10 protein-coding genes are annotated in these 13,200 nt (G+C 69.6%); 3 read left to right on the top strand and 7 right to left on the bottom strand.

The window, feature by feature from the left end:
- Positions 1–32: 32 nt before the first annotated feature.
- Positions 33–1,430 (bottom strand): amidohydrolase family protein, encoded by a 1,398-nt coding sequence (locus tag ACOQPQ_RS02465; protein WP_420637860.1) that lies wholly within the window; start codon positions 1,428–1,430, stop codon positions 33–35.
- A gap of 76 nt (positions 1,431–1,506) precedes the next feature.
- On the opposite strand from ACOQPQ_RS02465, the gene ACOQPQ_RS02470 reads away from it, so the two are divergent.
- Complete coding sequence (locus ACOQPQ_RS02470) at positions 1,507–3,816, top strand: xanthine dehydrogenase family protein molybdopterin-binding subunit (protein WP_420637861.1); 2,310 nt, start codon at positions 1,507–1,509, stop codon at positions 3,814–3,816.
- A gap of 34 nt (positions 3,817–3,850) precedes the next feature.
- Here the strand turns inward: ACOQPQ_RS02470 and ACOQPQ_RS02475 are convergent, their stop codons facing one another.
- The 4 genes from ACOQPQ_RS02475 to ACOQPQ_RS02490 all read right to left on the bottom strand — a co-directional run bounded on the left by ACOQPQ_RS02475 (position 3,851) and on the right by ACOQPQ_RS02490 (position 9,131).
- Positions 3,851–4,702 carry a coniferyl-alcohol dehydrogenase gene (locus ACOQPQ_RS02475; protein WP_420637862.1) on the bottom strand — a complete coding sequence of 284 codons (852 nt, stop codon included), beginning with the start codon at positions 4,700–4,702 and terminating at the stop codon, positions 3,851–3,853.
- Complete coding sequence (locus ACOQPQ_RS02480) at positions 4,702–7,044, bottom strand: putative PEP-binding protein (protein ID WP_420637863.1); 2,343 nt, start codon at positions 7,042–7,044, stop codon at positions 4,702–4,704. Before ACOQPQ_RS02480 ends, ACOQPQ_RS02475 begins: the two co-directional genes overlap by 1 nt.
- Positions 7,045–7,130: 86 nt before the next feature.
- On the bottom strand, positions 7,131–7,961 hold the full coding sequence (locus ACOQPQ_RS02485; protein ID WP_420637864.1) for a phytanoyl-CoA dioxygenase family protein: 831 nt from the start codon (positions 7,959–7,961) through the stop codon (positions 7,131–7,133).
- 132 nt (positions 7,962–8,093) lie between these two features.
- Positions 8,094–9,131 carry a dienelactone hydrolase family protein gene (locus tag ACOQPQ_RS02490; protein WP_420637865.1) on the bottom strand — a complete coding sequence of 346 codons (1,038 nt, stop codon included), beginning with the start codon at positions 9,129–9,131 and terminating at the stop codon, positions 8,094–8,096.
- Positions 9,132–9,253: 122 nt separating this feature from the next.
- On the opposite strand from ACOQPQ_RS02490, the gene ACOQPQ_RS02495 reads away from it, so the two are divergent.
- Positions 9,254–9,517: a type II toxin-antitoxin system Phd/YefM family antitoxin gene (locus ACOQPQ_RS02495; protein WP_420637866.1), complete on the top strand. Its 264-nt coding sequence runs from the start codon at positions 9,254–9,256 to the stop codon at positions 9,515–9,517.
- A gap of 17 nt (positions 9,518–9,534) precedes the next feature.
- Positions 9,535–9,927 carry a type II toxin-antitoxin system VapC family toxin gene (locus tag ACOQPQ_RS02500; RefSeq protein WP_420637867.1) on the top strand — a complete coding sequence of 131 codons (393 nt, stop codon included), beginning with the start codon at positions 9,535–9,537 and terminating at the stop codon, positions 9,925–9,927.
- Positions 9,928–10,071: 144 nt separating this feature from the next.
- On the opposite strand, the gene ACOQPQ_RS02505 is transcribed toward ACOQPQ_RS02500, so the two are convergent.
- On the bottom strand, positions 10,072–12,168 hold the full coding sequence (locus ACOQPQ_RS02505) for a glycoside hydrolase family 3 C-terminal domain-containing protein (RefSeq protein WP_420637868.1): 2,097 nt from the start codon (positions 12,166–12,168) through the stop codon (positions 10,072–10,074).
- Between the two features lie 123 nt (positions 12,169–12,291).
- A complete protein-coding gene (locus tag ACOQPQ_RS02510; RefSeq protein WP_420637869.1) occupies positions 12,292–13,143 on the bottom strand; it encodes a phytanoyl-CoA dioxygenase family protein in 852 nt (283 codons plus the stop codon).
- Positions 13,144–13,200: the final 57 nt, after the last annotated feature.

The raw sequence follows: 13,200 nt of genomic DNA on the forward strand, positions 1-13,200 counted from the left end.
GGGTGGGGTGTCGATAACCGCCGACAGCCAGGTCAGTTCCGGCGCCGGTGCGACGGAGGGCGCACGGGATACGCTCGGCGGGCCCGGTCGGCGACGGCGAATTCGTCCACCGTGGTGCAGTGGCCGTCGCGGACCACGACCTCGCCGTTGACCATGACCAGCGAGGCCCGATCCGAAAGCCCGCCGAGCACGAGCCCGACGACGGCGTCGTGTACCCCGACCCGGTCCACGGTGGTCATGTCCCACGCGGCGATGTCGGCGGCCTTGCCCGGCTCGATCACCCCGAGGTCGGGCCGGTTGAGGCAGGCGGCCGATCCCCGGGTGGCCAAACCGAGCAATTCCCGGGCGGTCGGCCACGTTTGTGGCGAGGTGTGCATGTCACGGTGGGCCAGGGCGGCAACCCGAAGGTCGCCGAGCTGGTTGCAGCCGTCATTGGAGGCCGACCCGGTGGTGCCGAACCCCACCTTGCACCCGGCGTCCAGGTACCGGCGCAAGGGGGCCAAGCCCCAGCCCATGCGCAGATCGGGGGCGATGAGGTGCACGATGCCCACCCCGGCCTGGGCGAACTCGGGAATCTCCTGGTGGGGAGGATCCACCATGTGGGCCAGCCACACTCGGTCGTGGTCCCAGCCGTTTTGCACCAGGAACTGCCACGGCGTCATGTCGTAGGTGTCGACGCAGTACCCGGTGTCGATGACCTCGTAGAGGTGGGTGTGCAGACCCACCCCGGGGTGGTCGCCGGCCAGCCGGGCGAACTCCCGGTACATCTCGGGTTCGTCGGTGTGTACCCCGCACGGCGCCAGGTCGACCCGGATTCGGGCCAGCGGATCGGGATCGTGGTAGCGGTCGATCAGTTCTCGGGCGTGGCGCAGCACCTCGTCGATGGTCTGGCAGGCGTTGTCGGGCACCACGCCCCCGTGCCGCCTTCCCTTGGTCATGGAGCCCCGGCCGGCGTGGAGCCGGATACCGGTCTCCAGGGCACCCTCGATCATTTCCTCGATGAAGGGCTCGGTGCGGCCCTCCACGTACACGTAGTGCTGATCGGCGACGGTGGTCACGCCCCCGAGCAGCGATTCCACCATCCCGGCTCGGGCCACCGCGCCCACGGCTTCGGGGGTGTAGTGGCCCTGTCGCCACAGGTACAGCGTCTTCACGTGCAGGGCGGTGAGCCAGGGGTGGATGGGAGCCCGCTCCAGCTCGGTGAACGAGCGCAATCCCACCTGGTAGAGGTGCTGGTGGGCGTTGATGAGTCCGGGCAGCACCAGCAACCCTTGGCCGTCGATCACCTCCACGGTGTCGTCGACCTCGAGGTGGTGGCCGACCGCGGCGATGCGGGATCCGGACACCAGAAGGTCGGCGTCCTCCAGTTCCCGGTTGCCGGCATCGAACGTGACGAGGTGGCTGATGTTCCGTATGAGAGTGTCGGTCACCGCCTGCGAGTCTCGCCCCTGGGCCGCACGGGCGCAATCGCCGTCCGCCAACCTCACGGCTAGTGTCACGGGTGCCATGAAGTCGTCCTGGGTCGGTCAGCGGGTGCCTCGGGTCAACGACGAAGGCCTGGTGCGCGGTGCCGGCCGATTCCTGGACGACATCGTGCTTCCGGGGATGGTGCACGCGGCCATCGTGCGCAGCCCGCTTCCCCACGGGCGGTTGGTGGGGTTCGACGGGGCCGACGGTGGCCGGGCCACGGTGTACGGCCCCGAGCGGTTGGCGTCCCTGATTCCCGGCGAACTGCCCGTCCTGTGGGTTCTGGGGGGCCAGCAACAGCACTCCACCCCGGTGGTGGACGAGGTGGTGCGGTATGTGGGCCAGCCCATGGCGGTGGTCGTCGCCGAATCCCGCTACTCGGCCGAGGACCACGCCGAGCAGGTGAGCCTGGAGATCGATGAGCTGGAGCCGGTGGTGGCCATGGACCAGGCCTTGGCCGACGGCGCCCCGCTGCTGTACCCCGAACTGGGTTCCAATGTGCTGGCGGCCTTCGACGCCGGTGACACCGACGACCACACCGGCGCAGTGTTCGCCGGTGCGGACCGCACGGTGGGCATGAGGCTGCGGATCGGGCGGATTCACGGGTTGGCCCTGGAGGGGCGCGGAATCGTCGCGGTGCCCGAGGGTGGGGGGAGGCTCGTTGTGTACACGTCCACCCAGGCCCCCCACTCGGTGCGCGATTCCCTGTGCGAGTCCCTGGATTTGGCCCAAAGCCGGGTGCGGGTGGTGGCCCCCGACGTGGGGGGTGGCTTCGGGCTCAAGGACCATGTGTACGAGGACGAGGTGATGGTGGCCGCCGTCGCCCTGGATTTGGGCCGGCCGGTGAAGTGGGTCGAGGACCGCAGCGAGTCGCTGGTGGCCACCACCCACGCCCGCGACGAGATCCACGACGTGGAGGTGGCGTTCGACAACGACGGGACGCTGCGGGGTTTGCGGGTGGAGAGCTGCCGAAACGCCGGGGCCCGATTCGCCGTGTTCGGCGGTGGGCCGCTGTTCACCGTGTTCGGGGTGGTGCCCGGCCCCTACCGGTGGGACGCCGTTCGGGGTGTGGGCCGGGTGGTGGCCACCAACACCATGACCACCGGTGCCTACCGGGGCTTCGGGCAGACCCAGGCGGCGATCATCCGGGAGCGGGCGGTTGACTTGGTGGCGTCCGAGTTGGGGTGGGATCCGGTGGAGCTGCGGCTGCAGAACATGATCGGCCCCGAGGAGCAGCCCTATCGGACCCGCACCATGATCGAGTACGACAACGGCGACTATCCCGAGGCCCTACGACGGGCCCGACGGCTCATGGAGGAGGGCCCGGTGGCCTCCGACGACGGTCGGGCCCGGGGCGTGGGCTATTGCTGCTACGTGCAGATGGCCGGGATCGGGCCGAGCAACGCCAACGAGTTCATCGGGCTCAGCATCGGCGGGTTCGAGAGCGCCACCGTGCGCGTGGAGCCGGACGGCGGGGTACGGGTGGCATCCGGGGTATCTCCGCACGGTCAGGGTCTGGAGACCACGATTCCCCAGTTGGTGGCCGATGAACTCGGTGTGGCGCCGGCCGCCGTCGAGTTGGTCCACGGTGACACCGACACCACCCCCTATTCCGCCTACGGCACGGCGGCCTCCCGTTCCATCGCGGTGGGTGGGGGCGCAGCGGTGGTGGCCGCTCGGGAAGTGGCCGACAAGATCAAGTCCATCGCCGCCGAGATGCTGGAGGCGGGCGCGGCGGACATCGAGCTGGGGGAGGGGCGGGCCCGGGTGGTGGGCACTGAGATCGGCGTGAGCATCGACGAGGTGGCTCGGCGGGCCTGGCAGGGCTTCCGGCTTCCCGAGGGGGTGGAACCGGGGTTGGTTGCGTCGCACTGCTACGACCCGGTCAGCGCCACCTTTTCCTACGCTGCCCACGCCTGCCGGGTGGCGGTCGATCCCGGTAGCGGCTTGGTGGAGGTGGAGGACTACGTGGTGGTGAGCGACTGCGGCACCATGGTGAATCCCACCATCGTGGAGGGGCAGATCCAAGGCGGCGTCGCCCAGGGCCTGGGGGCAGCGCTCATCGAGGAGTTCGTCTACGACGAGCACGGGCAACCCCGGTGTTCAACCCTGCTTGACTACCACGTTCCGACGGGGGACACGATGCCCGACATCCGCATCGAGCACCTGGAGATTCCCAGCCCCTACACCCCCGGCGGCATGAAGGGCATGGGCGAGGGGGGAACCAACGGCGCCTACGGGGCGGTGGTGAACGCGGTGTGCGCTGCGTTGCCCGACGTCGACTGGTCGGAGTTGACCACACCGCTGTCGGCCGACCGGATGTGGGAGGCCATGCACGGCGAGGGTTGACCGCCACCGTTGTGTTCGGGCGGGCGGGAAGTACTCAGATGTCGCGAGGGGTGTTGGGGGTTCGTTCGGCCATGGTGCCGAGGGTCACCGCGGTTTCGGCGCCGCCGTCGACGATCAGGTTGGTGCCGTTGACCCACGAGGCGGCCCGGCTGAGCAGGAAAGCGATGGGGGCGGCGATCTCGGCGGGATAGCCCTCGCGCCCCCCGGCGTAGGTGCGGAGTTCGGCCAGGCGATCGGCGTCCATGGTGGTGTAGAAGTCGTCCAGGATGGGGGTGTAGACCGCGCCGGGGCTCACTGCGTTGACCCGGATGCGTCGGTCCACGTGTTTGGTGGCGGTGACCATCGTGTAGACGGTGACGGCCTCCTTGCTGAGGAAGTAGGCCTCCACCGGGTCGAGTTGCCGTTGGGCGAACTCGGCCAGACCGGCGGCCATGGAGTCGGTGGCCAGGAGTTGCGTGATGACGTCGAGTCGCTTGGGCCAGCCGGTTCCGGCACACGAGGCGATGTTCACCACCGACGCACCGTCCTCCAGTCGGGGCAGCAACCGCTCGGTCAGGTGGCGGAGACCGAAGAGGTTCACCCTCATGATGTCGGCGGCGGGCCGGGTGGTGGGTAGGCCTGCGGCGTTGCACACGCCGTGCAGTGCGCCGTCCAGGCGGGCCACGAGGTGGTCGATGGCCTCGGGGTCACCGAGATCGCACGGGTACCACTCGTCCATGGGCACGGGGGGTTCGTGGCGGTCCACCCCCACCAGCCGGGCGCCCTCAGCGGCCAGAAGCTGCACGGTGGCCAGGCCGATGCCCGATGCGCACCCGGTGACCAGCACGCGAAGGCCCCGGATCGAGCCCGACACCGGGAGCAGTTCGGGTGGTGGGGCGGGTTCCATCAGAAGCTCCCTTCGGCCACCCGGTCGACGTCCTGCAGCACGATCAGATCCTGGTGGAGTTCCATCCACACGTCGTGGAAGGAGTCGGACATCACGCCGGTGAAGCGGTTGGTGTCCCCGGCCCGGACGGCGGCGGCTGCCTCCTCGAGGCGGTGCTGGTAGCGGGCCATGCGGGGGAGCACGGCGGCCAACTCCTGGATCACCGGGGCCGTGCGGGTGGCGAGGTCGGCGAGGTGGGCGATGCAGGCGGCGTCGTAGTCGGGGTCGGTGTGGTCGTTGGGCTCGTCGGGGCCCCGCATCTGCCACGTGGTACACAGGGTCTTGAACTCGCCGTTGAGGGTGAGGAACCGCTGGTACGGGGGGCCGAGTTGGGCTTTCATGTCGTCGCGTACCGAAGCCATCTGCTCGGCGTGGAGTTCTTGGCCGGGGGGCGAGAGGCAGTACAGGTTGCGGGCTTCGATGTGGCGGACCAGCCCCCGCTCGGCCAGGTCGGCCAAAGCCCCGGCGGGCTCCGCCCCGAGGCTGGCGGCCAGGCCCTCGGGGGTGACGAAACCGCGCACCTTGACGGTGTGCAGGACCAGGGCTTCGGTGATGTCGCCGACGTCGACCGCAGGGTTCGACGGCGCCGGGGCCGGTGGGGGGGACGTTTCCGACGGGGTGTCGGTGTCCGACGGAGCGGCGGCCTTCGGATCTGGTGCGGTGGGGAAGGTGAACGTCACGTCGGCGATGTCGACCCGCCCGCACGCCAGGAGCGACTGGGCCACCCCGAGGCGGGCCATCGGCACCCGGTACGGCGAGCACGACACCGAATCGACGCCGAGGCCGACCAGGAAAGCAGCCGAGGACGGGTCCCCGGCGTGTTCCCCGCAGGCCCCCAGCTTGATGGTCGGCTTGGCCGACCGGGCGTGGCGACAGGCGTGCTCCAGCATGGCCCCCACCCCTTCCTGGTCGAGCACCCCGAACGGGTTGGCCGCCAGGATGCCGAGTTCCCGGTAGGCGGGCAACAGCTTCGCCTCCACGTCGTCGCGGCTGAAGGCGAACGTCATCTGGGTGAGGTCGTTGGTGCCGAAAGAGAAGAAGTCGGCGTGTTCGGCCAGGGCACCCGCGGTGATGGCCGCCCGAGGGGTCTCGATCATGGCCCCCACGGTGATGATGTCGGAGCTGAATTCGGGGTGGCCGATCTCGTCGAGCACGCCCGCCACCCAGCCGCGGGCAATGCGTAGCTCCTCGGCGTCGACCACCAACGGGATCATGATCTCCACGTGGGGACGCAGGCCCCGCTCGTAGAGGATGGCCGCGGCCCGACACAGGGCCTGCACTTGCATCTGGTAGACGCCGGGGCGCACGGCGGCGAGGCGCACGCCGCGGGTGCCGAGCATGGGGTTCGACTCGTGGAGGCGGCGAACGGCGGCCAGTTCGGTTTGCTCCGGGCCGGTGAGTTCGCCTCGGGCCTCTCGGGCGATCAGGTCGTGAAGGTCGGGGAGGAACTCGTGCAGGGGCGGATCGAGCAGGCGAACGGTGACCGGCAGCGAGCCCATCGCGGCCAGCAGGGCCTCGAAGTCGGCCTGCTGAGCCTGTTCGAGTTGGGCGAGGGCGGCGGCCTCGGTGGCCTGATCGGGAGCCAGGATGAACCGCCGCACGGCTCCGAGGCGGTCGGCGGCCAGGAACATGTGCTCCGTGCGGCACAACCCGATGCCCTGAGCGCCGAGTTCTCGACCGTGGCCCGCGTCCCCGGCGGTGTCGGCGTTGACCCGCACCTCGACGTGGCCGGCGTTCACCTCGTCGGCCCACCCCAGGAGCTGGTCGAGTTCGGCCGGCGGGTCGCGGTGGATGGTGGCCAGCGCCCCGGTGTAGACCGCACCGGTGCTGCCGTCGATGGTGATCAGGTCGCCGGGGTACAGGGTGCGGTCGCCGATGGTGACGGTGCCGTCGGCGATGTGGGCTTCGGCGGCCCCGACCACCGCGGGGATGCCCCAGCCCCGGGCCACCACGGCGGCGTGGCTGACCAGTCCGCCCCGGGTGGTGAGGATGCCGTTGGCGGCCTGCATGCCCACGACATCGTCGGGGGTGGTCTCGGCCCGTACGAGGATGACGGCGCGCCCCTCGTCGGCGGCCCGCACGGCGTCCTCGGCGCTGAGCACGATCTCGCCGCCCGCCGCGCCCGGTGAGGCGGGCAAGCCCGTGGTGATGGCCTCGGCGTCGGTGACGTCGAGGGCCTCGTGGAAGAACGCCGCCAGATCGTCGGGCTCGACGCTCCGGAGGGCGGTGACCACGGCCAAGCGGTCCCTGGTAGTTCTGGCCCCTCGAACGGCTTCGCGGATGGTTGCGGCGATGTCGGACACGGCGGAGGGTCTCGCTACTCGCTGGGGACGCGGTGGCCGTTGCGGATTCCAGCTTCGCCGCGGTGACCGGTGTCATCCATGCTGCGCTACTCGGTGGGGACGCGGTGGCCGTTGCGGGCCACCGGGAACTGGTTCACCGGGTCGTCGCAGCGTCGGCGGCCGGTGGGTGGGCCCTGGGCCGGGTCGCCTTCCAGCAGCTCGGCGCCCACCGGGGCGTACTGCAGGATGTAGGCCTTGCGGACCGCCTCGGTGGTGTTGGGCCCGGTGAGATGAGGGGTGAGCGAGGAGAAGATCACCGCCCCGCCCGCGCCGACCGGTGCCGCAGCCTTCGACGGGGGTTCGGTGAAGCACTGGAAGCCCAGCGGGTCGACGTAGTCGTGGTGCAGGGTGCCGTGGCGATGGACGCCGGGGGCCACCCAAGGGCAGCCGTTGTCGACGGTGGCGTCGGTGAGGGCCAACCACACGGTCACGTACTGCTGGGGCTCGATGAAGGTGTAGCCGTTGTCCTGATGCCACGGGAACCGGCGGGGCTTTTCCGGCTTCTTGTACACCACCTGGTCCCAGTAGAGGTTGACGTCGGGTCCGAGGAGGTCCACCACCGCACCGACGACGCGGGGGTCACGGGCCAACTCCCCGAGCACCGCGGAGCGGGAGGCCAGATGGGGGGCGAAGACGATGGCGTCGGCCTCGGCGATGGCCAGGCGCCCGTCGGGGAGCTGCCGCAGACCGGCGTCCACCTCGGCCTCGAAGGCGTCGCACTCGCCGATGACCCCGGCCAGTGTGTCCCCGTCGATCATTCCGGGCCGCACCACATAGCCGTGGCGGTCGTAGGCGTCGACCTCTTCGCCCGTCAGCGTGGTCGGCACCGACGAGGGTGCGCTCCACTCGAACGCCGTGTTCCAGGGGTGCCGCCGCATCAATTCACCGCCGGGGCCGGACATTGCTCAGGAGCCACCACACCATGTTGGCCCATCTTGGCCCCGTCATGGGGATGTGGCCCGCCGTAGGGCGGCGGTGTCGTCGGGGTCGTGGGCGAAAGGCTGGGGATCTCACTCATCGTGGTGCCCATGGCGTCTGGGTGAGTCCCAGGAGGGTTCTGCCAGGGGCATGAAGAAGTCCAGCATGTCCTGACGGAAGAGTTCGGGTTGGCCGTCGGTACCTCCGATGGAAGCACCCCTGGTGACGTGGCCACCCTGGTATGCGGCGATGAACAGGTCGCGGTCCACGGTTTGGGGATCGGCGACGCCGGTTCGGGGATCGACCAGGCGACCCTGGTCATCGATCAGCACGGTGGGAGCGGTTACGGCCACGGCGGCGTCGTCGATCCGATGGACCCGCTCCAGGCGATCAAAACTGTGGTGGGCCCCGGCCACGACGGCCACGGTGGCGTCGGCACCGGCAAGGCGCATGGCGTGGGTCTGGGCCTGTACCTGTTGCACGGAGCACCACTCGTCGAGTTCACCGATGATCGCCCGGTAGCGGGTTGCGCCGATGGCCGGATGAGCGAACTGATGGCCGCACCACGGATAGGCCGCGTACACCGCGGCCATGCCGGTGTGGGGACCGAGGATGGGATCGGCGAAGAGTCGACAGGCGGCCAGGGTGACCGCCGTGCCGCCTCGACTGTGCCCGAGCGCCCCGATTCTCTGGGAGTCGATCTCGGGTCGGGCGGCCAGGGTGGCCACCAGAGCGAGAACGTCGAAGGCGGAGGCGGCGAAGCTGTACTGGGTTTGGTCGGCCACGGTGGATTCCACCTCGCGTCCGCCGAAGGGGTCCAGAATGCACGCGGCGAGCCCGGCTTCGAGCAGGGTCCGGGCGTGCGCCCGATGGTTGGGTCCGATCCCCAGACTCCCGGGGACCACCGCCACGATCGGAAGCGGACGCGGGCCCTCAGGAAGGTAGAGCTGGGCGGTGATCTCGACACTGGGGCAGCCGGAGGGATCGGTGATCGCCTGCCAGTAGTTCCGTGGATTGGCCGACTCGAAGGCGATCACCTCCCTCGTGATGCCGGCTGTGGCCACGGCCACCTCGGTTCGGGCATCGGCCTCCGCATTCACCCGATCCACTGCGTCATCGGAAGCGGTCACCGCGGAATGTTGCCCCCGGAACCGGCCCAAAGCAACTGCACATCCCGGACAGTTGCAACCTCGCCTCATGCTGTCCGAGCCGGTAGAGCCGTCGGGCATCAGTATGTGCTACATTGCAGCACATGTCGGAAGTCGGGATTCGTGCGCTTAAGCAGAACGCGTCTGCGGTCGTGGCCGAGGCGGCGGCCGGTGAGACGGTGACGATCACGGACCGGGGAAGGCCCGTTGCTCAGATGACGCCTCTGCGCAAGTCGCGCCTGGAGGCCCTGGTCGAAGCGGGGAGGGCCCGCCCGCCACGCCGCGAGGCCACGGAATTGCCGATTCCCGAGCCCGGCCCGGATCTGTCCGGAGTACTGGCGGAGATGCGCGACGACCAGCGGTATTGAAGATCAGCGGTATTGAGGTGGCGTTCTATCTCGACACCTCGGCGTTGGTGAAGCTGGTCGTTGCCGAGCCCGAGACTGCGTCGCTGCGGGCGTGGATCGCAGAAGCCGATGCCGATCTGGTTGCCAGTGATCTGGTTCGAACCGAACTGCTGCGAGCGGTGCGCCGAGTTGCCCCCGACCGGGCGGTGTTGGCCCAACAAGTGTTGGATTCGGTCACCCTCACCGAAGTAACCCCCGCGGTCTTCGCCGAGGCCGGTCGGATCGACCCGGTGGAGTTGAGGTCCCTGGACGCCGTTCACCTGGCGGCCGCGCTGGATTTGGGAGATGACCTCGAAGTGATGGTGACCTACGACCGGCGATTGGCGGAGGCGGCGGCGGCCCATGGTGTGGCGGTCCTGGCCCCGCATTGAACAGGAAAACTTGGTGCGGTGTTGTTTGGGAAGGTGCGGCGATCGGTCACGTGGTCAGTGGCTTCAGGTTCGGGATGGTCGCCCACGAATTGGTCGCGGGCCGGTTCCTGGAGCCGTCAGAGTGCTGAGGCGGGAGTCGCCGCCTTAGCCCACCGGTTGGGTGTGGGCCGCGTCGAGGCCGACGGAGATGACCATGGGGCGGTCCTCGGTGTGCCACCGGCCGTCGATCCGGACGTCGAGTTGGCCAAGGTCCAGGGTGATGACCACCTCGGTTCGGGCCTGGCTTTCGAGGCGGACCTTGGCGAAGCCGACGAGGCGGCGTTCGGGACGCCGGTGCTCCGAGTCGGCCACCGAGCCGAAGGCGAACACCACGGCCAACCCCGGTCGGTTGGCCCGGTTCTCCACGGTGACCACAACCTGGTGGCCGTCGTCGCTCATCGTCGCACCGGCGATGGCGCAGTCGGCGTAGCTGAGGCCGTGGCCGAAGGGTAGGTGGGCGTCGACCCCGCACGAGTCGAGATACCACTGGCCGTGAAGCAGGTCGTAGGTGACCTCGGTGGCGTCGGGTTCGAAATCGACGAGGTCCGATTCGGCGCGGGGCACGGCGAAGGGCAGCCGGCCGCCCGGCTCGGTGCCGGTCAACACGTCGCCCAGGGCCCGACCGCCCTCGACGCCGGCGTACCACGAGACCAGGGCCGCGGGCACCGTGTCGAGCCAGGGCACCACCACGCCGCTGCCCGCGACGACGACCACCACCACACGGTCGCTTCGGGCCGCGGCGGCTTCGATCAGGCGTTCGTGGGCGGCGGGCAGCCGCAATGATGTCCGGTCGCCGCCCGCGGCGGCCTCCTCGTCGTCGTCCCAGCCGCTGTCCGAGGCCAGGGCCTCGGGATCCAGGCCGAGCGTCGGGTGGTCCATGGGGGGCGTGATGTCGAAGATGATCTCGGCCACCCCACCGACGAACTCGCCCTCGTCGTGGCGGGTGTAGCCCACGACCACCACCACCAAGTCGGCGTCGGTGGCGATGGTGGCGTCCTCCGGGGAGTGCGTCACCTGGGCACCCGGGAATGCTTCGATGATGCCCGCGAGCGGGGTGACGGGGTCGGGAACGTCCACCACGTTGCTGGATCCGGCGTCGCCCATGTTCACCGCGGTGGCCAATTCGCCCAACACCGCGATCTTGGTGACGGCGCGAGGATCAACCGGCAGCAGCCCGTCGTTTTTGAGGAGGACCATCGACTCGACGGCCACCCGTCGGGCCAAGGACCGATGCGGCTCGGAGCCGACCACCGAGGCGTCCGGTTGTTCCCCGTAGACGCGGGCAAAGCGCAACATGGTGGTCACCGTCTCGGCGACCCGGGCGTCCACGTCGTCGGTGGAGAGCGTTCCGTTGGCCACCGCGTCGGCCAGGGTCATGGCCCGCTGCTGGGCGAAGGGCATCTCGACGTTGCACCCGGCCTGCACCGACCGCACCGGGTCGCGCAGGCCGGCGACGAAGTCGGTGACCACGAACCCGTCCCATTCCCACTCCTCACGGAGTATGTCGGTGAGCAGCTCGTGGTTCTGGCTGCACCATTGGCCGTTGAGCGAGTTGTAGGCGCTCATGGTGGCGGCCACGCCCTCGTCGGCCACCCGACGGAAGTGGGGAAGGTACACTTCGTGCAGGGCCCGCTCATCGGCGGTCACGTCGAGCTTGAACCGGGTGTTCTCCATCGAGTTCAAGGCGAAGTGCTTCATGGCGGCCATCACGTGACGCTGCAGCCCCCGGGTGAATGCGGCGGCCATCTCACCCACGTGGTGGGGATCCTCCCCGTAGGTCTCCTGGGCTCGTCCCCACCCCAGATGACGCAGCAGGTTCATGCAGACCGCCCCGGTGAAGGTGGCGCCGTTGGCCCGCAGCTCGGCCCCGATGGCCTCGCCCACCTGCTCCTCCAGGTTCGGATCGAAAGTGGCGCCGCGGGCCATCGACACCGGAAAAGACGTGGAGGGGCCCATCACGCAGCCACGGGGGCCGTCGGCGAAATCGAGGCCCGGAACGCCGAGGCGATCCACGTGGGCCGCGGGCCACGTCCGGCTCCCGTAGCCCACCATCATCTGCCGCAAACCCGGCCAGAACGGCAGATCGCCGTCGAGGCACCCCAGCTTCTCTTCCAGGGTCATCTGTCCCACCAGCGCTTCGGCCTCGGCACGGGCATCGGCGCCCGCACCCACCCGACTCACCGCGTCATCGAAAGCAGTCACCGCGGAATGTTGCCCCCGGAACCCAGCCAAAGCAACTGCACACCCCGAACGGATGCCACGCGGTCGACCACTGTACGAGCCGGTCGCGGTTGACCGCGACCGCAGCGAACACCGCGATCGCCTTTACCCCTGATCGTGCGGGTTGGCGTTTCGGTACTCCTTGACGGCGGTGAACGGGTCTTCGGCGTTGCGCCAGTGGCCGAGGGCGGGGCCGCTGGGCTGGTAGCCGATTAGGCGAATGAGGTCGTCGTCCCAGTCGGCGACCACCGCGGGTGGGTACTCCAGCAGCAGTTGCTCGGTCGGGCAGAGCCACCCGGCGGCGTACTGGGCGTTGATGGCGAGCCGGACGTCGCCGGAGGTGTTGTGTCCGCCGCCGTGGAACACCAGGCCGGTGTAGAGCAGCACGGAGCCCTTGGGGGCCACGGCGGCGACCGCGTCGCCCGGTTCCGGTCGCCGGTCGTCGGCCCAGAGGTGACTTCCGGGCACCACCCGGGTGGCGCCGTTGGTCTCGGTGAAGTCGGACACCGCCCACAGGGCGTTGAGATCCACCTCAACCGGAAACGGGGGTGCCCCGTACTTCCAGGTGTCGCGGTGGAGCAACTGGTCGGGCTCGCCGGGAAAGAGCTCGAAGTAGTGGGCGAACGAGAGCTTCCAGGAGGTGGCATGGCCGAGGATGTGGCTGCCCGCGGCCAGGACGGCCCGGTGGCGGGCGAGATGGGTGCGGAACGTGGGGGAGCGGCCCACCACCAGACCGGTGCGCCGGGTGCCGGATCCGGCGAAGTCGGACGTACCCCGCGGCGTGTGGGCGGTGTAGGGGGCCATCTCGGTGGCCGCGGCGTCCATGATGTCGGGGTCCACCGCTCGTTCGATCACGCAGCAACCCGCCTCGGTGATGGCTTCGCACACCCTGTGGTCGGAGGCGTCGGCCGCAAGCCTGGGAATCTCAAGCGAAGAGACGCTTCCCGGAGTCGTCACCGGCGCATCATAGTGAACGCGGTCGATTTGCCACTCGCGCTCTCGGTCCCTCAGCGT

Source organism: Candidatus Poriferisocius sp. (assembly GCF_965219775.1).
Classification (GTDB): Bacteria; Actinomycetota; Acidimicrobiia; order Acidimicrobiales; family Bin134; genus Poriferisocius.

What these genes read in the sequence shown, in the direction of transcription:
- ACOQPQ_RS02495 (WP_420637866.1), top strand. Translation starts at nt 9,254, where the DNA reads ATGTCGGAAGTCGGGATTCGTGCGCTTAAGCAGAACGCGTCTGCGGTC.
- ACOQPQ_RS02470 (WP_420637861.1), top strand. Translation starts at nt 1,507, where the DNA reads ATGAAGTCGTCCTGGGTCGGTCAGCGGGTGCCTCGGGTCAACGACGAA.
- ACOQPQ_RS02485 (WP_420637864.1), bottom strand. Translation starts at nt 7,961, where the DNA reads ATGCGGCGGCACCCCTGGAACACGGCGTTCGAGTGGAGCGCACCCTCG.
- ACOQPQ_RS02475 (WP_420637862.1), bottom strand. Translation starts at nt 4,702, where the DNA reads ATGGAACCCGCCCCACCACCCGAACTGCTCCCGGTGTCGGGCTCGATC.